Origin of the sequence: Actinoplanes lutulentus, assembly GCF_003259845.1 — a bacterium.
Classification (GTDB): Bacteria; Actinomycetota; Actinomycetes; order Mycobacteriales; family Micromonosporaceae; genus Actinoplanes; species Actinoplanes lutulentus.
On record NZ_QLMJ01000018.1, the window covers coordinates 113137 to 133499 of the forward strand.

Sequence of the window (20363 nt, forward strand, 5' to 3'; positions counted from 1 at the left end):
CCAGCCGAAGCGAACCTGTCATGCCCCTGTTAGGTCCTCGCAGGCATGCTGTTGCCATGTGCAGGCTTCGCCGCAGGACCGTGAGCGCACGGTTCACCGTTCTTTACGCCAGCGTGTTCCTCGGCTCCGGCGCCACGCTTCTGGCGCTGGCCTTCCTTCTCTCGGGCGTGGAGGTCACCAGCGTTGCACCCACCGGCGCCGGCGGGCCGCTACCGTCCGTCCAGCAGGACCGCCAGCTGATGACCAGCTCGGCGACCGCGCTGCTCATGATGGCGGCGGTCTCTCTGGTGATGGGCCGCATCCTGGCCGGGCGTGTGCTGCGGCCACTGCGTTCCATCACCGTCGCCACGCGCCGCATCACCGCTGACAGCCTCGACCGCCGGCTCGCGGTCGCCGGCCCGGCTGACGAGGTGAAGGACCTCGCCGACACCATCGACGACCTGCTGGAACGCCTCGAGGCCTCCTTCGCCGCGCAGCGCCGGTTCGTCGCCAACGCCTCCCACGAGCTCCGCACTCCCCTCGCGACCATGCGCGCCTCGCTCGACGTCGCCGCAGCCAAGCCCGACCCGCCTCCGGCGACCGTGGCGCTCGCCGCCCGCCTCCGCAGCCAGCTCGACCGGGTCGATCACCTGCTCGACGGTTTCCTCGTGCTCGCGCGGGCACAGCACGGCGTCCTTGCGGACGCCGAAACCGTCGACCTCGGCGAATTGGTCGCGGCCGCGTTGCGCCAGCGAGCTTCAGAGGTACGCGCGAAGCAGCTGATGATCACCATGGAGGTTCCGCCGGAAACAGCCGCACACGGGAGCCCCGCACTACTCGCCCGCCTGGTGGAGAACGTGATCGACAACGCCGTCCGCCACAACGAGGAGCACGGGTGGATCAGGGCCTCCGGGGTGCACGACACCGGCACGGTGACCCTGATCGTCGAGACCGGCGGCCCAGCCCTCGACCAGCGCGACGTCGACCGCCTGGCCCAGCCCTTCGAACGCCTGAGCCCGAACCAAACAGTCCCCCCGCAACCAGCCGCCCACAGCAGAGAAGGCCCCAACCGACAGGGCCCGCACCAAGACGGTCCCGATCAAGAGGTCCCCAACCGGGCAGGCTCCAACCAAGCAGGCTCCAACCGGGCAGGCGGGTCCAACATCCACGCGATCAGGAGCAGCGGCTCCTCCGGCCTCGGTCTGTCCATCGTGGCTGCCGTGGCCGCCGCGCACGGCGGCCGGCTCAACCTGACCGCCCGGCCCACCGGCGGGCTTCGGGTCGCGGTCACTCTGGCGGCGTCATGAGAGTGCTCGTCGTCGAGGACGACCACGCTCTGGCCGAGGTGGTCGTCGAAGGCCTCACCGACAGCGGCATGGCCGTCGACGTGGCGCACGACGGACTGGCCGCCGCGACAAAGGTCGGCCTCGCGCCCTATGACGTCGTCGTCCTGGATCGAGACCTGCCCGGGCTGCACGGCGACACGCTCTGCCTCCAGATCACCGAGCGGGCGGACCGGCCGATGGTGCTGATGCTCACCGCCGCGAGCGCGCCCGGCGACCGGGTCAGTGGGCTCACGCTGGGTGCTGACGACTACCTGTCGAAACCGTTCCACTTCCCCGAGCTGATCCTGCGGATCCAGGCGCTCGCCCGACGCCGGCCGGACGCGCGTCCACGGGTGCTGTGCGTCGCCGGGATCGAGCTGGATCCGGTGCGCCGGACGGCGGTTCGCGACGGGCGGCACCTCGGGTTATCGGTCAAGGAGTTCGCGCTGCTGGAGGAGCTGATGCGGGCCAGCCCCGGGTTCATCAGCGCCGAGACTCTGCTCGAAAAGGTCTGGGACGAGCACGCCGACCAATTCACCAACACGGTCGCCGTGACGATCGGCCGGGTGCGGCGCAAACTCGGCAACCCGCCGCTGATAACCACGCTCCCGGGAGTCGGCTACCGAGTGACCTAAACCCCAGCACCACCAGCCCCAGCCCCAGCCCCAGCCCCAGCCCCAGCACTACTTTCACGTTTTATTAACGCCTGGCGGCGAGCATTACCGCCCTTCCCGATGAAGGATCTTGAGGAGGAAATCGGAAGGACAAACCCATGGCCACGGTGCGCGAATGGTTGCTCAAAGGACTCGACGAGCAGCCACAGAACAACCCGCCGCAAAACGCGCACCCTGAAGCCACGAAAAGCCCCAACGCCACGAGAAGCCGTGACGCCACGCGAAGCCCCGAGGCTCAGAGAAACCCCGAAACCCAGAGCAACCCCGAAAAGCCCCACTCCTGGTGGAAGGTCATGTGTCTGACCGGTGTGGACTACTTCTCCACGCTCGGCTACCAGCCCGGCATCGCCGCTCTGGCAGCCGGAGCGCTCTCGCCACTGGCCACGCTCGTGCTGGTCCTGGTCACGCTGCTCGGCGCGCTGCCCGTCTACCGGCGTGTCGCCGCTGACAGCCCGCACGGTGAAGGCTCGATCGCCATGCTGGTGCGGCTGCTGTCATTCTGGAAGGGCAAGCTGTTCGTCCTGGTGCTGCTCGGTTTCGCGGCCACCGACTTCATCATCACGATCACCCTGTCGGCCGCCGACGCGACCGCGCACATCGACGAGAACCCGTTCTGGCCGGAGTCGCTGCGTGACCAGCACGTTCTCGTCACGCTGCTGCTGATCGCGCTGCTCGGCGCGGTCTTCCTGAAAGGGTTCACCGAGGCGATCGGCATCGCCGTCGCCCTGGTCGGCGTCTACCTCGCGCTCAACGTGGTCGTGATCGGCGACGCGCTGTGGCAGGTGTTCACCCACCCGCACGCGGTCACCGACTGGACGCACGCGCTGACCACGTCGCACGGCAGCCCGCTCGCCATGGTCGGTGTCGCGCTGCTGGTCTTCCCGAAACTCGCGCTCGGCCTGTCCGGGTTCGAGACCGGCGTGGCCGTCATGCCGCACATCAAGGGCACCCTCCCTCAGCGGATCCGGGGCGGGAAACGGCTGCTCACCGTCGCCGCCGGGATCATGAGTGTCTTCCTGCTGACCAGCAGCGTCGCCACGACGATCCTGATCCCGGCGGATGAGTTCGCCCCGGGCGGCGAGGCGAACGGCCGCGCGCTCGCCTACCTCGCGCACCAGAACCTCGGCACCGTCTTCGGCAGCATCTATGACATCTCGACCATCGCGATCCTCTGGTTCGCTGGCGCCTCCGCCATGGCCGGCCTGCTCAACCTGGTCCCCCGCTACCTCCCCAAGTTCGGCATGGCGCCGTCCTGGGCACGCGCGGTCCGGCCGCTGGTGCTGGTCTTCACCGGCGCTGCGTTCCTGATCACGGTGATCTTCAATGCGGACGTGGACGCGCAGGGCGGGGCGTACGCGACGGGTGTGCTCGTTCTGATCACCTCGGCGGCGACGGCCGTGACGCTTTCCGCCCATCACCGGGGGCAGCGCAACCGGGCGTGGGCCTTCGGCGCGATCACTGCGGTGTTCACCTATACGACGGTCGTCAACGTGTTCGAGCGGCCGGACGGTGTGAAGATCGCGGCCTGTTTCATCGCGGCGATCATCGCGGTGTCGCTGCTGTCCCGGGTGTTCCGGGCGTTCGAGCTTCGGGTCACCGCGATCGACGCCGACCCGGTCGCCGAGCGGTTCCTGGCCGAGGTCGGCGGCCGGCAGATCCGGCTGATCGCGAACGAGCCGGAGGACCGCGACGCCCGCGAATACTCCGCGAAACTGACCCAGATCATCGCCGACAACGACATGACCGACCAGCGTGACGTGCTGTTCGTCGAGGTCACGGTCCGGGACGCGTCGGATTTCGAGACGGAGTTGCACGTGCGTGGCGAGCTACGGCACGGCCGCTACCGGGTGCTGACCATGGAGAGTTCGTCGGTGCCGAGCGCTCTGGCAGCGCTGCTGATCTGGATACGCGACACCACGCACCGCCGGCCGCACATCTACTTCGAGTGGACCGAGGGCAACCCGGTCACCAACTTCGCCCGCTACCTGATCTTCGGCCAGGGCGAGGTCGCCCCGGTCACCCGCGAGATCATCCGACAGGCCGAGCCAGACCGAAAACGCCGCCCCCACATCCACGTCGGCTGACCAAAAAAGACCACACCCAAAAGACCAGACCCAAAAAAGACCAGACCCGAGAGAGACCAGACCCGAAAAAATCAGACCCTAGGGAGACCAGACCCGGGAAGAAACCAGACCCAGGAGAAACCAGACGCGCAAAGACCAGAACAGAACGATCAGCGACTCGGCTCAGACGAAGGCGTACCCAGAGAAGCAGTCGCAGGCAGCGGCCCCCGATCGACAAAGCTAAACGTCGTCAGCACGTCCGCATCCCCCACCTCCTGCACGTACAACGACTTCTCGTCCTCATCCCACTGCACAGCCCCATACGTGTCGTTGTAGATCCAATACGTCGGCCGGCCCTGGTCATCAGTCTTCTCACTACGCGCCAGCTCGAAGATCGTCCCCTTGGTCGGCGTGCAGTCGGTCGCCACCACCTCCGACCCCACATCCGGGATGATCCGCACGCCGATGCAGCGTTCGACGGACGGGTCCGCCATCGACCGGATCAGATAGTCGACGCCGAGCGAATCCAGCGCGAACAGCGACTTCGCACCCGTACCGTCGCCCACCTCGACCTCGGCGTTGTGCTTCTCCAGCGAAAGGTCCCGATCAATCTCGGCCACGTGAATCAGCGTCTGGCGGTTCCCCCGCATGATCGCGGCCAGCCGCTCCTCCGGCGTCACCGGCTCACCGGGCGCCGCGACACCGGGCGACACCTGCGCCGGAGCGGACAGAAAAGGACTGGGTCCGGCACCGACCTCGGCACCTCCGGACTCCACCGGCAGATATCGGATCGCAGCCCCCAGACCGCCGGCCAGCAGCACCGCCACGCTCGCTGCCGCGAGCGCCTTCGATCGACGACGCCCCGACGGTACGCCGACCCGCGCCCCCTGATCAGAAACAGCCACAACCGGCCCAGCCCCCACCGGCACCGCAACCGCCGACCCCGCATGCGCCGACCCCGGCACCGCCGACCCCGTGCCCGCCGACCCCGACTTGGTAACCGACGAAGCCAGCAGCAGATCGAGAAGCTCCCGCGCACTCGGCCGCTCCACCGGATCCTTCGCCAGCGCCCGCTCCACCACCGGAACCAGCGACTCCGGCACCCCTCGCAGATCCGGCGGCTGAGTCAGGATCCGCATCGCGGTGGCCGCCGCCGCCTCGGCCGCGAACGGTGTCCGCCCGGTAGCCGCGTACGCGACCACGGCACCCCACGCGAAGATGTCCGCCGCCGCGGTGACCGGCCGCCCGTCCAGCGAGTCGAAACGCTCCGGCGCCATGTACGCGACCGTGCCCACCATCTGGTCGGTCCGGGTGTGCTGGCTGGTCGCCTCGAACGCCCGCGCGATCCCGAAGTCGATCACCTTGATGCCGCCGCGGGCGAAGAGCACGTTGCCCGGCTTCAGATCGCGGTGAATCACTCCGGCGCCGTGGATCGCGGTCAGTGCCGTGGCCACCCCGACCGCCACGCTGTGCAGAGCGGATCCGCTGAGCGGACCCTTGTCCCGGATCTCGGCGGCCAGGCTGGGCCCGTCGACATATTCGACGACCAGGTACGGCGGCTCGTGATCGGGATCGGCGTCGAGAACCTCGGCGGTGGAGAACGGCGGCACCTGCTGTGCCCGGTTCACCTCGCTGCGGAAGCGCCCGCGGAACTCGGTGTCAGCCGCGTACTCGGGCCGCACCGTCTTGATCGCGACAAGCCGCCCATCAGGGTCACGCCCGAGAAAGACGGTTCCCATGCCGCCTTCGCCGAGCCGGCCAACGAGTTCGTACCGGCCGAGCCGGGCCAGATCCCCCGGCCGTAGCGGCATGCTCATCTGACGCTCTCCCCCTTCGCCGCCGCGCAGGCACCGCGACCGGGGATTCTACTCAAGCCGATCTCTACGCCTCACCCCGGCGCAGCCGAAGACGGCACAACACCAGGAGAGAACACAACAGCAGGAGACGACAAGGCCGAGCGACAAAGAGCCAAAGAAAGAGCGGGTCCTCAGTAGACGAACCGCGACACCGCCGCCTGCAGATCGCTCGACATCCGGGACAGTTCAGCAGCCGACCTCTGCGCGTCGCCCACCGACTCCGCCGTGCTCCGGGCGTTGTCGGCCACGCTCGTGATCCCCGAGTTGATCTCGCCGGTGGCGGTCGCGGCCTCCACCACGTTCCGGTTCATCTCGGCTGTCGTGGCGCTCTGCTCCTCCACCGCCGACGCGATCGTCGTCGTGTAGTCGCTGATGTGGCCGATGATCTCGCTGATCTCGGCGATGGCCGACACCGCGTGGTTGCTGTCGCTCTGGATCGCCTCGACCCGCCGGGCGATGTCCTCGGTGGCCCGCGCCGTCTCCTGGGCCAGGTCCTTGACCTCGCCGGCGACGACAGCGAACCCCTTGCCCGTCTCGCCGGCCCGAGCCGCCTCGATGGTCGCGTTCAGAGCGAGCAGGTTCGTCTGCTCGGCGATCGCGGTGATCACCCGGATCACGTCACCGATCTGGCGGCTGGACTCGCCGAGAGTCGCGATCGTCTGATTCGCGGAGGCGGCGACGTTGACGGCTTTGCCGACGACCTCGGCGGCGGCGTTGGCGCTCTGCGCGATCTCGGCGATGGCGGCGCCCATCTCGTCGGATCCGGCAGCGACCGTGGTGACGCTGAGCGACACGTCGGCGGAGGCCGCCGACACTTTGCGTGCCTGTTCGGAAGCGGTCGCGGCGCCCTCGCTGATCTGGTTGGCGATCACCGAGGTCTCCTCGGCGGCGGCCGCGAGGCTCTGCGCGGCGGCGCCGACCGACGCCACCACGTCGCGGGTCTGCGTCTGTGCCCGGGAGAGCATGTGCGCCATCTGCCCGACCTCGTCGCGGCCGGCCACGTCGACGATGTCGGTCAGGTCGCCGTCCGCCATCGAGGTCAGCGTCCGTTTCACCCTCTCCAGGCGTTTGACGATGTACCTCGCGACGGAGAAACCGATGACGATCGCGGCGAGAACCCCGACGATCAGCACACCGATCTGCAGACGTTTGGCCGCCGCCGCGGAGTCGGCGCTCTCCGCGGCCCGGGACGCGGCCTGGTCCATCTGCGCGGTGTTCTCCTCCTCGATCGCATCCGAGGCGGTGATCATTGTCGGCAGAATGGTGTCGCGATAGGCGGCGGCGAACCCCTTGACGTCACCTTTGTCCGCGAGCGGAATCAGAATCTGCTCACTGTCGGTGAGCAGCTTTTGGTACGCCTCAGCGATGGCGTCGACCCGCGCCGTGTCGACCGCACCCGCCCGATAGGTGGACAGCCCGTCGTCGACCTTCGTCTTCCGCTCGTCGATCTCTTCGCGCAGCGTCTCGCGGACGGCGGTGGTGGCCACGCCGTACTCCAGATAGCGCGCCCGGATCCCCTGCAGGTTGCGCTGCACCACGGAAAGCTCCGTCAGCGGCGCGACGTTGTCCGAATACAACATCTGGTTGCGCTCGCCGAGGTTCGAAATGGCGACCAGCCCGGTGACCCCGACCGCGACGGCAGCCACCGCGGCCACCCCGATCCCCGCCTGGATCTTGGCGTTCACTCGCAGGTCGGCGAACCATCCGCCCCGACCTGCCGCTCCACCCTGAGCGTCACTCATTCCGAGCTCCTTGCAAACGATTTGTCCTACCCCCGTTCGGCCACTTCTCACCCCACCTGAGCCACAACGGTCCCCCAAGGGTCACGATCAAAACCCTCCTTGGGTACGCACGAAGCAGCCCGGCCATCGTCACCAGAAAACATGTGGCGGACCGGAAAGGATCAGGCCGCTGCCGGACATGAGCAAGGGTGGACTTCATGAACGCGGACGTGCGGCGAGCGCGGTTCGAGGCGGTGGCGCCCGCGGTGATCGATGCCGTGCGCCGTTACCTCGCACGGCGGACCGATCCGGCGACCGCTGACGACGTGCTCTCCGAGACGCTGCTGACCTGCTGGCGCCGTCTGGAGGACATGCCCGGCGAACCCGTGCTCTGGGCGTACGGAATCGCTCGTCTGACCCTGGCCAACGCGGAGCGTGGGCGGCGCCGCCAAGCGCGCCTGGCCGCCAAGATCGCGGTTTTGGATCCGCCGCCGGCGGTGACCGACGCGCCCGCGGAGACCGACGACGATCTTGCGGCGGCGCTGGCCGCGCTGCGTGCCGAGGACGCCGAGCTGCTGCGGCTGTGGGCGTGGGAGGACCTGTCGCCGGGGCAGATCGCGGTGGTGCTCGACGTCTCGATCAATGCCGTGAACATCCGCCTGCACCGGGCGAAGTCGAGATTGAAGGATCAGCTCGGAAAGCTTCACGGCACGGCCGGACATGAGGAGTCGACGGAAGGGAGACGGCGATGACCGATAACGAACTGCGAGCCCGGATGCGCCAGGCTGATCCGGCAGCGTCGATGGCGGCGGCGTCTCCCGACGAGGTAACGCGACTCCTGGAGCAGACTGTGACAACGACGACCGTGGTGAACAAGCGGCAGCGGCACTACGCGCTCGCCGCGGCGGCCTTGATCCTGATCGTGGCGGGCGTCGCCGGATGGGCCCTGACAAGGCCGGAAGCTGCCACAACGGTGCAGCTCACCGGCCCGGGGGCGATCGCGGCCAAGTGCGTGGAGCCCTCCGCGGAGCGCCTCGCGGCCTCCGCCGACTTCGCCTTCGCGGGTACCGTCACCGCGCTCACCGGCACAACGGTGACCCTCGATGTGACGCGCGTCTATCACGGCACCGCCGCCGACAATGTCGAGGTCGCGCAGACCGGTGAGACGTCCGAGCAGCTGATGGGCACCGGGAAGTTCGAGTCCGGAAAGGATTACCTGGTCGCGTCGTCGGCCGGCGCCGTGATGATCTGCGGTTACAGCGGCGAGGCGAGCACGCCGGGACTGAGCGAGCTCTACGCGCAGGCGTTCCCGGGCTGAGACAACGAACGCTTGACCTCAAGTCCACTTGAGGTTTTAGCGTTCCCTCGTGTTCCGAACCAGCACCGACGTCACCCAGCTGTTCAAGGCGGCCTTCCGCCGGTACCCGACCGGGGTCGCGGTCATCACCGCGACCGGACCGGGCGGACCGGTGGGCCTGACCGCCTCCAGCGTCGCGTCGGTGTCGGTGGAGCCGCCCGCGTTGTCATTTTCGGTCATGGGCACCCGGTCGGCTCGCGCCATCGTGGAAGCGCCGAGCTTCGTGGTGAACATGCTCGGGCCCGGCCATGCCACCCTGGCGCACGACTTCGCCCATGCCGGACGGCCGCGGTTCACGCCCGAGCAGGGCTGGGACGTGCTGCCGACCGGCGAGCCCGTCCTGGCCGGCGCCCTGGCCACGCTGCGCGGCACCCCGTTGCACCTCGTCGAGGTCGGCGATTCGACAGTGGTCGTCGCGGAGGTGCTCGAGGTCGTTCTCGGCACCGGCGGCGGCCGCTTGGTCTATCACGACCGCGAGTTCATTGCTCATCCCTCGTGAAGGACTCACTGATGTTCAGATTCCTGACCCCGTCCACCACGGTCAGCGCGCACTGCGACCTGCCCTGCGGCGTCTACGACCCGGCTCAGGCCCGGATCGAGGCCGAGTCGGTCAAGGCGATCGCGGAGAAGTACCAGGCCAGCTCCGACCCGGAGTTCCGCACCCGTGCGCTGATCATCAAGGAGCAGCGGTCCGAGCTGGTCAAGCACCACCTGTGGGTGCTCTGGACCGATTACTTCAAGGCGCCGCACTTCGAGAAGTACCCGCAGCTGCACGCACTGTTCAACGAGGCGACGAAGCTGGCCGGCGCGAGCGGCGCGAAGGGATCCGCCGACCCTGCGGTCGCCGAGAAGCTGCTTGCCAGGATCGAGGAGATCTCGAAGATCTTCTGGGAGACGAAGCAGGCCTGATCACTCAGGTTCACCCTTTGTTTGACGATTCAGCGTGAGACGAATCGTTTGCGAAGGAGCTGATCCGGTGCGCCGCTCCGGCGATCAAGGCGGGTTCACCCTCGTCGAGGTCATCGTCGCGATCGCCATGGTCAGCGCCGTGCTCGCCGCGACCACGGTCTTCTACGTCCGGAGCCTGTCGCTCGGGCACCACTACGCCGGCCGCGAGGACGCCGTACGCGTCGCCACCTCCGCCCTGGAGGTGGCGACCGGTCTCGGCGGGGAGAACGTGCTCACCCGCCGGGACAAGGCCGCCGTCGCCGGGCAGACCCTGGTCACCGGGGTCGACGCGTACCTGGCCGACTCGGTGCAGGTCTGGGACACCGACGCGACCGCCGGCGCCGGCGCGACCGCCTCGCTGCCCACCACGGCGGCCGCGGTCGTGCTGAACGGCCTCACCTACCTGCAGAACTGGTACGTGGTGAAGTGCTGGCGTGCGACCGGCACCGCCGGCGCCTGCACTGGCAGCGGCACCGGGACCGAGTTCCTGCGGGTGGTCGTCGCCGTGCAGTGGAACGACGTGCAGTGCCCGGGCGGCACCTGCGCCTATTTCCTCGCGACCCTGCTGAACGCGTCCGACGACCCGGTCTTCCCGACCGCGCCGACCGCCGGGGTCACCACCAGCCCCACCCCGTCGGCCTCGGCATCGGCCACCGCGTCGCCGTCCGCCTCGGCGTCGGCGTCGCCGTCCGCGACGGCGTCCCCGTCACCCTCCCCGTCGCCCTCGCCGTCGGCGAGTGCGACCAGCGGCGGCACCGCGATCTGGGCGAACCGCAGCAGCGGGTACACGAACCCGGCCGCGCTCTGGCTCTCCTCGTCGTCGCTGACCGTCACCGGCCTGGTGCACACCAACGCGGACCTGCGCATCGAGGGCTCGTCGGTGACCCTCTCGCCCCGGATCGAGTACGTCTCCGACCAGTACATCTCCGGCGCCACCGCACCCACTCCGGTGCAGGTGAGCGCATCCGTGCCGACCGGCACCCGGGTGGTCGCCGACTACGCCCCCGGCGGCACCGCGGCGACGGCCGCCGGCACCGGGTACTACGCGGTCGCCGCCTCCGCCTGCGCCTCCGGCACCTGGACGTACGCCGCCGGCGCGGTCGCGTCCACCGCCACCGTCGTCTACGTCCCGTGCGCCGTGAACGTCACCACCGACGTGGCGCCGCTGCTGGTCGCCACCGGCACGATCACCGTCGCCACGTCGAAGGTGACCATCGGCAGCAAGACCAGCCCGGCAACGACCGGCCTGCTCAGCGGCTCCACGTCAACCTCGGCGATCACCATCTCGGGCTCGTACGCGACCGTGTACGGCACCGTCCAGGCCCTGAGCGGCGGCGTCGCCCTGCTCGGGTCGTACAGCGTGTTTCAGTGCGGGATCATCGGCGACACCGTGCAGGTGGGCGGCGCCGACATCACGATCACCGGAACATGCGCGTGAAGCCTTTCCCGGAGAACACAGCGGACGACCGCGGCGTCACGCTCATCGAGCTCGTCGTCGCCATGTCGATCATGGGCTTCTTCACGGCGATCGTCGCCACCGCCGTGGCGCAGATGTACACCACCGCCAACAAGGCCGAGGCCACCCAGGCGTTGCAGAGCCGGCTCAACATCGTCTTCGAGCGCCTGGACGCGGAGATCCGGTACGCCTCGGCGATCAGCAAGGCCGGCACCGGCACCGACGGCGCTGACCAGTACGTCGAATACCTCAACGTCAACGGCAGCACCCAGCTCTGCACCGAGCTGCGGCTGCGCGGCGACATCCTGGCACGCCGCACCTGGACCAGCGGCAACACACCGAGCGGCGGCTGGAGCACCCTGGCCGGCGGGCTCTCCAGCACCACGCCGTTCACGGTGACCAGCACGGTCGGCGTACGCCAGCAGCTGAAGCTGAGCCTGACCGCCACGCTCGCCGCGGCGGGCCCGGCCGCCGGGAGCCACACCGCCGAGTTCCTGTTCACGGCGCTCAACTCGGACGCCACCGCGACATCGTCGAACGCGACGGTCTGCTCGGAAGGGCGGGCCGGAACATGACGGCTCCCTCGACAAAAGACCGCGGCTCTCTCCCCATCGCCGTCCTGATCTCCATCCTGGCGCTGTCGATCAGCGGCCTGCTCAGCTCCGCGCTGCTCAGCCAGGTCAAGGACGTACGCCGGGTGGCCGACCGTGGCATGGCCCTCGGATCCGCCGAGGCCGGGCTCCAGGTGGCCATGGGTCAGATCCGGGCGGCCGTGGACGCCGACGGCAAGGGCAAACCGTCGGCGCTGCCCTGCGGTTCGATGCAGGGGACGATCTCGTCGGCGGCGGGGAACGCGTACCGGGTCGACATCACGTACCTGAGCGCGACCGGCGGGCAGCTCACCTGCCCGCCGTTGTACGCCCCGGCGACCGCGACCCTGCGGGCCTGGGACGTCACCGACGGCTCGGCGGGCGGGACCGCGCGGACGTCGACGGTGAAGTCCCGCATCCTGGAGGCGACGTACACGTTCCGGGTGCCGAACGCGCAGGTCCCGATGGGGCTGATCCACAACTATCCGGGCGGCGAGCTCTGCATGGACTCGCTCAAGGATCAGCCGGAGGCCGGCGACGAGGTGTGGATGATGCCGTGCGACTCGCAGCGGCCGCACACCCAGATGTTCGCGTACGTGAAAAGCATGGCCCTGACCCATCCGAAGCCGGCGCTCGCCGCAGGCAGCGACATGTGTCTCGACGCGACGAGACCGTCCACCGGCACATCGGTCGTGGTGACGTTCCAGCCGTGCGTGGTCGCGATCGACGACACCACCACCCAGTCACCACCACGCCAGCTGTGGACGCTGCATGCCAGCCACGCCAGCTTCGCCGGGACCGACGACGCCCTGACCCTCAACGGCTGGTGCATCAACCTGCAGAACCCGGGCGCCAAACAGAGCCGGCTGATCTACGCGAAGTGCCCGAGCACCGTCTACAACTCGACGTCGACGATGCAGCCGGAGCCGAGCGTCGGCGCGGGCGCGGCCGGCGAGAGCACCCAGCAGCTGGTGAACTACCAGCAGTTCGGCCGCTGCATGGACGTCACCGAGGGCAACGTGCTCTACGGCTATCTGATCGCCTGGCCGTGCACCGCGAACCCGGTGCCCGCGAACATCTCCTGGAACCAGCGGTTCACCCTGCCCACGGTCGTCGACAAGACCACCGGCGGCACCGGCCGGGTCACCGCGACGAAGGGCGTCGTCACGTACTGCCTGCGCAGCCCCCGCTCGGCGGCGACCGGCCAGTACGTCATCGTGGTCGCCTGCGCCACCTCGATCGCCGCCGAGGTGACCTGGACCCGGTACGTGGCGCACAAGGACACCACGAAGGCGTACACCGTGGTCGACTCGGCGGGCCTCTGCCTGTACCCGAGCGAGACCGAGCTCTACACCCGCCTCGGCGACAAGATCGGCCGCATCAAGGTCGGCAAATGCGACGGCAGCCTGCTCCAGAAGTGGAACGCCATCGTCGCCCCCTCCACCGGACTGTCCAAGATCCAGGAGAAATAGCCCAGGAGAAATGGCTCAGCCGCCCGGGCACTGCCGCCCACCACTGATCGGGATGCACCGGGTCACCTCCGGCACGGGCTCCACATTCGACGGCGGCACCGCGCTGCTCGCCACGATCATCCACTGCAGGAACAGCAACCCCGCCATCCACCACAGCGACCGCACGAACCGGGCCGTCCACTCCTGGTCGCGCAGCCGCCACGCCACCGCCATCCCGATCAGCGGAACCGCGATGTTCAGCACCAGCGCCGCGATCAGATAGCGCAGGGTCACCTCACCGTAGTGCGCGGCCTGCGCCGGATCACCGAACTCCGGCGACGACGCACGCCGGACCCACCCCACGATCAACAAAAACGGTACGCCGTAGAGCCACCCGTAAAAAAGCGGCCTCATCGGGCCACCAGCGCGACCAGCGCCATCACGATGAACACCACGCTCGCGGCAGCCGCGGCCGCGGTGCCCGCCACCGGCGCGGACAACCCGGACCGGACCATCGGGCGGGAGATCAGCGCACTGATCCCGGTCATCACCGCGATCGCCGGCACCGCGAGAACCGCGCCGATACCCGCCACTGCGGACGGGGTGAAACACCACGACGTCGCGTCGTCGCAGGTGTGCCCGGTGTCGGTCTGCCGCAGCCCGAGGAGCAGGGCACCGATCACCGTGACGTACCAGCCGAGCGACACCAGCACGCTCTCCCCGAACGGCTCAGGCGCGGGCTCAGTCATGGTGATCAGTATGCGACGTGCGTGCAAATCCCCTTTAGCCCCCAAGGAATAGTAGGAAATTGAATCCAGGTGACGCCTGGATGAATCCATTTTCGCAATGCCGCCGGACACTGCTGGCAACGGTCAGAATGTGTCACGCTGTCCGCCCGATCGATCTTGGGAGGCACCATGGCCCGACGCGTGTTCCTGCACGTCGGCGCCCCGAAAACGGGCAGCACCTACATCCAGAATGTGCTCTGGAACAACCAGGAGACATTGCGCGGCGCCGGTATTCTGATGCCCGGCTGGGCCTGGGCGCAGGACCAGGCGATGACCGATCTGCGCGAGGTCGAATGGCGCGATCCGCGGGCCAGTTACACCTGGGAACGACTCGCTGCCGAGGTCCGGAAATGGGACGGCGACGCGATCGTCACCAACGAGGCTCTCGGTGGCGCCACCGCGGAGCAGGCGGCCCGGGGCGTCGCGGCCTTCGGCTCGGCCGAGGTGCACGTCATCGTCACCGGACGGGACCTCTGGCGCACCTTCCCGTCGATGTGGCAGCAGAGCGTCCGGGCCCGCAACAAGTGGACCTTCTCGGAGTTCCTGACCGCTGTCGAGCAGGGCCGGTTCGAGACGTTCTGGGAGATGCACACGCCCAACCGGATGCTGAAGAAGTGGGGCGATCTGGTCCCGCCCGCCCAGCGCCACCTCGTCACGGTTCCCGGTCCGGGAGCGCCGCACGACACGCTGTGGCAGCGCTTCGCCGGCATCGCGGGCATCCCGGACGGCCTCTGTGACCTGGAGGACCCGACCGCGAACCCGTCGCTCGGCGCCGCCGAGATCGAGGTGCTGCGCCGGGTCAACGGCGCGCTCGGCGACCGTTTCCCGCACCGCACGCCGTACCAGCTGGTGGTCCAGCGGCACCTGGTGAACGCCGTTCTCAAGAACAGTGGCAACGAGGTGCGCTTCGGCGTCGGCCTGGACCGCGCCGGCTGGGTCGCCGAGATGGCCGAGCAGCAGATCGCGGAGCTGCGCGACTACCCGTGCCACATCGTCGGTGACCTCGACGAGCTGCGCCCGGTGAACATGAAGGAGTCCTCCAGCCCGGACGACCTCGACGACTCCCGCATCCTGCAGGCCGCCATCGAGACCATCGTCGGCATGCTGGAGCACGCCGACGAGCTGACCCGCCAGCCCAACGTCGACGGCGTCCGCGCGCTCGACCTGCTCAAGATCCGCGCGACCGGCAAGATCCGCCGCACACTCAAGCGGGTGGCATCGTCCCGACGATGACCCGGCGATGATCACGCTCCGGTTCAGTCCAGGTGACACACCTGCCACCTGAATCGGAGCCACATCGATGGAGCACGTCAACCGCCGGACCGTCCTCGGCATGGCGGGCGCGGCGACGATCGCCACGACCATCCCCGCCGGACCAGCCCTTGCCAAACCCCGACCCCAACCCCACTTCCTCAAACCCGGAGACCTTGGGTACGCCGAAGAGCTCCGAGTCTTCAACCTGGTCCAGACCCCGAACCCGGGCCTGGTGGTGGCCGCCAGGACCGCCGGCGACGTCCGCAACGCGGTCCGGTACGCCGCGAGCCACGACGCACCGGTCGCCGTCCTGGCCACCGGCCACCAGCCGTCCGTCCCGATCGGCCGGGACGCGGTCCTGGTCTCCACGCGGGCCATGCGCGGGGTCACCATCGACGCGAAACGCCGGATCGCCCGCGTCGAGGCCGGCGCGCTCTGGCAGGACGTCGTCGACAAGGCGGCCCCGGCCGGGCTGGCCCCGCTCGTCGGCTCCACCGGCATCGTCGGCGTGGTCGGTTACACCCTGGGCGGCGGCCTGAGCCCCACCCTGGGCCGGCAGTACGGCTGGGCCGCCGACCACGTCCGCCGCATCGACGTGGTGACCGCCGACGGCCGGTCGAGCACCGTCACCGCCACGTCCGATCCTGATCTCTTCTTCGGCCTGCGCGGCGGCAAGAGCAACTTCGGCCTGGTGACCGCGATCGAGTTCGACCTGTTCCCGGTCACCACGTTCTACGGCGGATCGATCGTGTTCGCGGGCGCCGACGCGGCGAAGTTGCTTCACGCGTACCGTCGCTGGGTTTTGACCGTGCCGGAGGCGATGTCGTCCTCGGTGGCGCTGATGCACTTCCCGGACCAGGACGGTTTTCCGCCGCCGCTGCGCGGCAAGGCGGTGGCGATGTTGCGCATCGCCTATGTCGGTGACGCGGCGAAGGGCGCCGCGCTGGTGAAGCCGCTGCGGGAGGTGGCGACGCCGATCATGGACGGGGTGTCCCAGCAGCCCTACACGGCGTTCGGGGCGATCCACGCCGATCCGGTCGATCCGGTGACCGCTTTTGAACGCACCGGGCTGCTGTCCGAGCTGACCGCGGAGACCGTCGACGCGCTCGTCGAGATGGCCGGGCCGGGCGCGCCGTTCCCGATCACCCTGACCGAGGTACGCCATCTCGGCGGCGCCCTGGCCCGCGAACCCGAGGTGCCGAACGCGGTCTCCCAGCGGGACGCGGCGTTCACGGTGTTCATGGCGGGCATCACCGGCCCGGACGGTGCTCAGGCGGCCCGGGCGGCGCAGGACGCGATCATCAAGCGGCTACGGCCGTGGAGCACGGGTGGGATGTACCTGAACTTCATGAGCGTGGACGAGGCGAGTACCGACGCGGTGCGGCATGCCTACAAGCCCGGGGTCTACCAGCGGCTGCGCAAGCTCAAGCGCAGGGTGGATCCGTGCAACATGTTCCGGCTGAATCACAACATCCTGCCGTAAGGCACGAAAAAGCCGGCCCGGTGTCCCGGGCCGGCTTTTTACAGCGTCAGACCAGGCCGTTCTCGGTCAGGAAGGCCTTGGCGACGGTCGCCGTGTCCTTCTTGTCCACCTGGACCTGCGCGAGGTAGCTCGTCAGGTTCTCGGTGGTCAGCTTCGCCGAGACGGCGTTGAGGGCGCCGGCCACCGTGTCGTTCTTCGCCTCGGTACGGATCAGCGGGATGATGTTCTCCGCGAGGTACAGGCTCTTCGGGTCCTCCAGCACGACGAACTTGTTCGTCACGATCGACGAGTCGGTGGAGAAGATGTTCGCCACGTCGATCTGGCCGCCCTTGAGCGCGTTCACGGTCAGCGGGCCACCGGCGTCGAGCGGCTTGAACTCCTTGAACTCGACTCCGTAGACCTCCTTGAGACCCTTCAGGCCCTGGTAACGCTCGCCCCACTCGGGACCGGCGCCGATCGTGAGCTGACCCGCGACCGCCTTGAGGTCCTCGATCGTCTTGAGGCTGTGCTTCGCGGCGGTCTCCGCGGTGACCGTCAGGGTGTCCTTGTCCTCGGCGGTGGACTGCTCCAGCACCTCGGTGCCGGCCGGCAGGACCTTCTTGAGCGCGCCGAGCACGTCTTCCGGCTTGCTGACGCCCTCGGGCGCGCCACCGGTGGACAGGGCGGCGAGCAGCGCGCCGTTGTACTCCGGCAGCAGGTCGATCGAGCCGTCGTTGAGCGCCTTCAGGTACAGCTCACGCGCGCCGATGTTGAACGAGCGCTTGACCTCGACGCCCTTGGACTCCAGGGCCTGCGAGTAGATCTCGGCGAGCAGCTCGCTCTCGGCGAAGTTCGCCGAGCCGACGGTGACGGCCCCACCGGAGGACGCGGCCCCGGTCTCCTGGGCGAGCGGGTCCTCGTCCGCGCCACAGGCAGCGAGCGAGAGAGCGAGGGCGATGCCGGTGACGGCGGCGCCGACCATTCTTATGCGGGACATCAGGAACCTTCCATTGGTGGACGTGTTTCAGGTGGTGGTGTTCTTCAGGTGGCGGCTGTGGCGCGCCGGACGCGCCGCCCGGACAGGCCGGGTGAGACGACCCAGCGCTGCACGAGCGCCAGAATCAGATCCAGTGCGACGGCGAGCACGGCGACGACGACGGCGCCGGCCAGGACACGGGAGTAGTCGTTGACGGCCAGGCCGTCGATGAGCAGGCGGCCGAGGCCACCGAGGCCGACCGATGCGGCCACGGTCGCGGTGGCGATCACCTGGAGGGCCGCGCTGCGAAACCCGCCCATGATCACCGGCAGGGCCATCGGGAACTCGACCCGGAACAGCACCTGCAGCGGACGCATGCCCATGCCCTTTGCCGCGTCGACCACACCGTGGTCGACGGCGCGCATCCCGGCGTACGTCGAGGTGAGGATCGGCGGGACGACCAGCACGGTCAGCGCGATCAGCACCGGCAGCAGGCCCAGCCCGAGCAGGGTGACCATCAGCATCAGCAGGCCCAGGGTGGGCAGCGACCGGCCCGCGTTGCCTGCGTTGATCGCCAGGAACGAGCCCCGGCCGGTATGCCCGATGTACAGCCCGACCGGCAGTGCGATGATCACGCCGAGCAGCAGGCCGAGGGCCGAATAGCCCAGGTGGGACAGGATCAGCTGCGGGAAACCGCCCGGCACGCCGAGCTCCCAGTGCTCCGGGTCGAAAAGGTACGAGAAGTTCACGCCGCGCCACCTCGCTGGAACCGGGCCCACGGAGTGACCGCCCGCTGGATGAGCACGATGACCAGGTCGGCGATGCCGGCGAGCAGCACCGACAGGATGATGCCGACCAGGATGGGCTCCAGGTAGAACAGCTGGAATCCGCGGGTGAACAGCTGGCCGAGGCCGCCGACACCGATCAGGGCGCCGACGCTGACCAGGCTGATGTTGGCGACCGTCGCGACCCGCAGGCCGGCCAGGATGACCGGGAGCGCCACCGGCAGCTCGACATTGATCAGCCGGCCGAACCGGCGGTAACCCATCGCCGTCGCGGCCTGGGTGATCAGCGGATCGACCGAGCGCAAGCCGTCCGCGACCGTCCGCGCCAGCAGCGCCACCGTGTAGATGGTCAGCGCCACCACGATGTTGATCGGCGAGAGCACCTTGGTGCCGAGCAGCACCGGCAGGAAGACGAAAAGCGCCAGCGACGGGATCGAGTACAGCACGCCGCACACGTTGACCAGCGGGTGGTAGAGCCAGGTGAAACGCACCGCCAGGTACCCGACCGGCAGCGCGATCGCGAACCCGAGCAGCACCGGCAGCAGCGCCAGCCAGACGTGCTGCTGCAGAGCGGTCAGCACGACCTCGTAGTTGTTCTGCAGGTATTGGATCAACGCCGGCGCTCCAGCAGATGATCCACCAGGTCGTGGTGCCGGACCACGCCGTCCGCCTTGCCCTGCTCGTCGACCCGGACCGCGATTCCGACCGGCGAGCTGATCGCCAGGTCGGTGACGACCCGCAGCGAGTCGGAGGCCGTGAAGACCCCGCCGAGATCGCCGGCCGACCGCCACCGCACCGGCCGCCCGGCGTCGTCGAGCTCGAGGTCGGGCTGCGAGGAGACCGGCTGCACCGGAAGCGAGGCGGCCGAGTCGAACGACAGGCTGCGCAGACCCCGGTCCCGGCCGACGAACTCGGCCACGAAGTCGTCCGCCGGCTTCTCCAGCAGCTCCTGGGGCGTACCGAACTGGGCCAGGATGCCGCCCTGCCGGAAGACCGCGACCTTGTCGCCGAGCTTGATCGCCTCGTCGATGTCGTGGGTGACCATCGCGATGGTCTTGCCGAGGTCGTTCTGCAGGCGGAGGAACTCGGCGTGCAGCTGGCCGCGCACCACCGGGTCGACAGCGCTGAACGGCTCGTCCATCAGCATGATCGGCGGGTCGGCGGCGAGCGCCCGGGCCACGCCGACCCGCTGCTGCTGGCCGCCGGAGAGCTGCGCCGGGTACCGCTTCGCGAACTCCGGGCTCAGCCCGACGCGGTCGAGCAGTTCGAGCGCCGCGGTACGCGCCTCCCGGCGGGTCTTGCCGACCAGCACCGGGACCGTGGCGACGTTGTCCAGCACGGTGCGGTGCGGGAAGAGGCCGGCGCTCTGGATGACGTATCCGATGCCCCGCCGCAGCTTGGCCTCATCCTGCTGCGAGACGTCCTGGCCGTCGATCAGCACGCGGCCGGACGTCGGGTTCACCATGCGGTTGATCATGCGAAGCGACGTGGTCTTGCCGCAGCCGGACGGCCCGACCAGCGCGGTCAGCTTCCCGGTGGGCAGCTCGACAGTCAGGTGGTCGACTGCCGTACTGCCACCGGGATAGACCTTCACGACGTCGTCGAATGTGATCATTACGCTCCTGGCGGTAGCTCTTGAATACTGCTATTCATACTTCCGGTGTAGTGAATAGGATGT

Annotated in this window: 20 protein-coding genes; 12 read left to right on the forward strand and 8 right to left on the reverse strand. The window is 68.9% G+C overall.

Going from position 1 to position 20363, the window contains the following annotated elements; translation table 11 throughout:
* Positions 1–80: 80 nt before the first annotated feature.
* The 3 genes from B0I29_RS32760 (at position 81) to B0I29_RS32775 (ending at position 4062) form a co-directional block, all read left to right on the forward strand.
* Entirely contained in the window at positions 81–1286 is a 1206-nt protein-coding gene (locus B0I29_RS32760; protein ID WP_281270929.1) for a sensor histidine kinase, read from the forward strand.
* Positions 1283–1939 carry a response regulator transcription factor gene (locus tag B0I29_RS32770; protein WP_111652998.1) on the forward strand — a complete coding sequence of 219 codons (657 nt, stop codon included), beginning with the start codon at positions 1283–1285 and terminating at the stop codon, positions 1937–1939. Before B0I29_RS32760 ends, B0I29_RS32770 begins: the two co-directional genes overlap by 4 nt.
* Positions 1940–2271: 332 nt before the next feature.
* Positions 2272–4062 (forward strand): amino acid transporter, encoded by a 1791-nt coding sequence (locus tag B0I29_RS32775; RefSeq protein ID WP_245972925.1) that lies wholly within the window; start codon positions 2272–2274, stop codon positions 4060–4062.
* A 149-nt stretch (positions 4063–4211) separates the two neighbouring features.
* Here B0I29_RS32775 and B0I29_RS32780 read toward each other — a convergent pair whose 3' ends face one another.
* Together B0I29_RS32780 and B0I29_RS32785 are read right to left on the reverse strand one after the other, a co-directional pair.
* Positions 4212–5858 carry a serine/threonine protein kinase gene (locus B0I29_RS32780; RefSeq protein WP_111653000.1) on the reverse strand — a complete coding sequence of 549 codons (1647 nt, stop codon included), beginning with the start codon at positions 5856–5858 and terminating at the stop codon, positions 4212–4214.
* A 170-nt stretch (positions 5859–6028) separates the two neighbouring features.
* The gene (locus B0I29_RS32785) at positions 6029–7639 is read right to left on the reverse strand and encodes a methyl-accepting chemotaxis protein (RefSeq protein ID WP_111653001.1); all 1611 of its coding nucleotides are present in this window, start codon (positions 7637–7639) and stop codon (positions 6029–6031) included.
* Between the two features lie 197 nt (positions 7640–7836).
* On the opposite strand from B0I29_RS32785, the gene B0I29_RS32790 reads away from it, so the two are divergent.
* The 7 genes from B0I29_RS32790 to B0I29_RS32820 all read left to right on the forward strand — a co-directional run bounded on the left by B0I29_RS32790 (position 7837) and on the right by B0I29_RS32820 (position 13441).
* Positions 7837–8370 carry an RNA polymerase sigma factor gene (locus B0I29_RS32790; RefSeq protein ID WP_111653125.1) on the forward strand — a complete coding sequence of 178 codons (534 nt, stop codon included), beginning with the start codon at positions 7837–7839 and terminating at the stop codon, positions 8368–8370.
* Complete coding sequence (locus B0I29_RS32795; protein WP_146616957.1) at positions 8367–8936, forward strand: hypothetical protein; 570 nt, start codon at positions 8367–8369, stop codon at positions 8934–8936. The genes B0I29_RS32790 and B0I29_RS32795 overlap by 4 nt, the downstream gene beginning before the upstream one ends.
* A gap of 49 nt (positions 8937–8985) precedes the next feature.
* Positions 8986–9474, forward strand: a complete 489-nt coding sequence (locus B0I29_RS32800; RefSeq protein ID WP_181558082.1) for a flavin reductase family protein — start codon at positions 8986–8988, stop codon at positions 9472–9474.
* Between the two features lie 11 nt (positions 9475–9485).
* Entirely contained in the window at positions 9486–9884 is a 399-nt protein-coding gene (sodN, locus tag B0I29_RS32805; RefSeq protein WP_111653003.1) for a superoxide dismutase, Ni, read from the forward strand.
* Between the two features lie 67 nt (positions 9885–9951).
* Complete coding sequence (locus B0I29_RS46025) at positions 9952–11361, forward strand: type II secretion system protein (protein ID WP_181558083.1); 1410 nt, start codon at positions 9952–9954, stop codon at positions 11359–11361.
* Positions 11352–11954 carry a PilW family protein gene (locus tag B0I29_RS32815; protein WP_111653005.1) on the forward strand — a complete coding sequence of 201 codons (603 nt, stop codon included), beginning with the start codon at positions 11352–11354 and terminating at the stop codon, positions 11952–11954. Before B0I29_RS46025 ends, B0I29_RS32815 begins: the two co-directional genes overlap by 10 nt.
* Positions 11951–13441, forward strand: a complete 1491-nt coding sequence (locus B0I29_RS32820; RefSeq protein WP_111653006.1) for a ricin-type beta-trefoil lectin domain protein — start codon at positions 11951–11953, stop codon at positions 13439–13441. The genes B0I29_RS32815 and B0I29_RS32820 overlap by 4 nt, the downstream gene beginning before the upstream one ends.
* A 15-nt stretch (positions 13442–13456) precedes the next feature.
* Here B0I29_RS32820 and B0I29_RS32825 read toward each other — a convergent pair whose 3' ends face one another.
* The gene (locus tag B0I29_RS32825) at positions 13457–13834 is read right to left on the reverse strand and encodes a hypothetical protein (RefSeq protein WP_111653007.1); all 378 of its coding nucleotides are present in this window, start codon (positions 13832–13834) and stop codon (positions 13457–13459) included.
* Positions 13831–14169, reverse strand: a complete 339-nt coding sequence (locus B0I29_RS32830; protein ID WP_111653008.1) for a hypothetical protein — start codon at positions 14167–14169, stop codon at positions 13831–13833. Before B0I29_RS32830 ends, B0I29_RS32825 begins: the two co-directional genes overlap by 4 nt.
* Before the next feature lie 168 nt (positions 14170–14337).
* On the opposite strand from B0I29_RS32830, the gene B0I29_RS32835 reads away from it, so the two are divergent.
* Together B0I29_RS32835 and B0I29_RS32840 are read left to right on the forward strand one after the other, a co-directional pair.
* Complete coding sequence (locus B0I29_RS32835) at positions 14338–15441, forward strand: hypothetical protein (RefSeq protein WP_146616958.1); 1104 nt, start codon at positions 14338–14340, stop codon at positions 15439–15441.
* 67 nt (positions 15442–15508) lie between these two features.
* Entirely contained in the window at positions 15509–16945 is a 1437-nt protein-coding gene (locus B0I29_RS32840; protein WP_111653010.1) for an FAD-binding oxidoreductase, read from the forward strand.
* Positions 16946–16991: 46 nt separating this feature from the next.
* On the opposite strand, the gene B0I29_RS32845 is transcribed toward B0I29_RS32840, so the two are convergent.
* From B0I29_RS32845 to B0I29_RS32860, 4 genes are read right to left on the reverse strand one after another with little or no spacing between them, the layout of a single operon-like run.
* Positions 16992–17921: an ABC transporter substrate-binding protein gene (locus tag B0I29_RS32845; protein WP_111653011.1), complete on the reverse strand. Its 930-nt coding sequence runs from the start codon at positions 17919–17921 to the stop codon at positions 16992–16994.
* A 44-nt stretch (positions 17922–17965) separates the two neighbouring features.
* Positions 17966–18649: an ABC transporter permease gene (locus tag B0I29_RS32850; protein ID WP_111653012.1), complete on the reverse strand. Its 684-nt coding sequence runs from the start codon at positions 18647–18649 to the stop codon at positions 17966–17968.
* Positions 18646–19299 (reverse strand): ABC transporter permease, encoded by a 654-nt coding sequence (locus tag B0I29_RS32855; RefSeq protein WP_111653013.1) that lies wholly within the window; start codon positions 19297–19299, stop codon positions 18646–18648. The genes B0I29_RS32850 and B0I29_RS32855 overlap by 4 nt, the downstream gene beginning before the upstream one ends.
* Positions 19296–20300 carry an ABC transporter ATP-binding protein gene (locus B0I29_RS32860; RefSeq protein WP_111653014.1) on the reverse strand — a complete coding sequence of 335 codons (1005 nt, stop codon included), beginning with the start codon at positions 20298–20300 and terminating at the stop codon, positions 19296–19298. The genes B0I29_RS32855 and B0I29_RS32860 overlap by 4 nt, the downstream gene beginning before the upstream one ends.
* Between the last annotated feature and the right edge of the window lie 63 nt (positions 20301–20363).

What these genes read in the sequence shown, in the direction of transcription:
- B0I29_RS32770 (WP_111652998.1), top strand. Translation starts at nt 1,283, where the DNA reads ATGAGAGTGCTCGTCGTCGAGGACGACCACGCTCTGGCCGAGGTGGTC.
- B0I29_RS32775 (WP_245972925.1), top strand. Translation starts at nt 2,272, where the DNA reads ATGTGTCTGACCGGTGTGGACTACTTCTCCACGCTCGGCTACCAGCCC.
- B0I29_RS32780 (WP_111653000.1), bottom strand. Translation starts at nt 5,858, where the DNA reads ATGAGCATGCCGCTACGGCCGGGGGATCTGGCCCGGCTCGGCCGGTAC.
- B0I29_RS32785 (WP_111653001.1), bottom strand. Translation starts at nt 7,639, where the DNA reads ATGAGTGACGCTCAGGGTGGAGCGGCAGGTCGGGGCGGATGGTTCGCC.
- B0I29_RS32790 (WP_111653125.1), top strand. Translation starts at nt 7,837, where the DNA reads ATGAACGCGGACGTGCGGCGAGCGCGGTTCGAGGCGGTGGCGCCCGCG.
- B0I29_RS32795 (WP_146616957.1), top strand. Translation starts at nt 8,367, where the DNA reads ATGACCGATAACGAACTGCGAGCCCGGATGCGCCAGGCTGATCCGGCA.
- sodN (WP_111653003.1), top strand. Translation starts at nt 9,486, where the DNA reads ATGTTCAGATTCCTGACCCCGTCCACCACGGTCAGCGCGCACTGCGAC.
- B0I29_RS32815 (WP_111653005.1), top strand. Translation starts at nt 11,352, where the DNA reads ATGCGCGTGAAGCCTTTCCCGGAGAACACAGCGGACGACCGCGGCGTC.
- B0I29_RS32820 (WP_111653006.1), top strand. Translation starts at nt 11,951, where the DNA reads ATGACGGCTCCCTCGACAAAAGACCGCGGCTCTCTCCCCATCGCCGTC.
- B0I29_RS32825 (WP_111653007.1), bottom strand. Translation starts at nt 13,834, where the DNA reads ATGAGGCCGCTTTTTTACGGGTGGCTCTACGGCGTACCGTTTTTGTTG.
- B0I29_RS32830 (WP_111653008.1), bottom strand. Translation starts at nt 14,169, where the DNA reads ATGACTGAGCCCGCGCCTGAGCCGTTCGGGGAGAGCGTGCTGGTGTCG.
- B0I29_RS32835 (WP_146616958.1), top strand. Translation starts at nt 14,338, where the DNA reads ATGGCCCGACGCGTGTTCCTGCACGTCGGCGCCCCGAAAACGGGCAGC.
- B0I29_RS32840 (WP_111653010.1), top strand. Translation starts at nt 15,509, where the DNA reads ATGGAGCACGTCAACCGCCGGACCGTCCTCGGCATGGCGGGCGCGGCG.
- B0I29_RS32845 (WP_111653011.1), bottom strand. Translation starts at nt 17,921, where the DNA reads ATGTCCCGCATAAGAATGGTCGGCGCCGCCGTCACCGGCATCGCCCTC.
- B0I29_RS32860 (WP_111653014.1), bottom strand. Translation starts at nt 20,300, where the DNA reads ATGATCACATTCGACGACGTCGTGAAGGTCTATCCCGGTGGCAGTACG.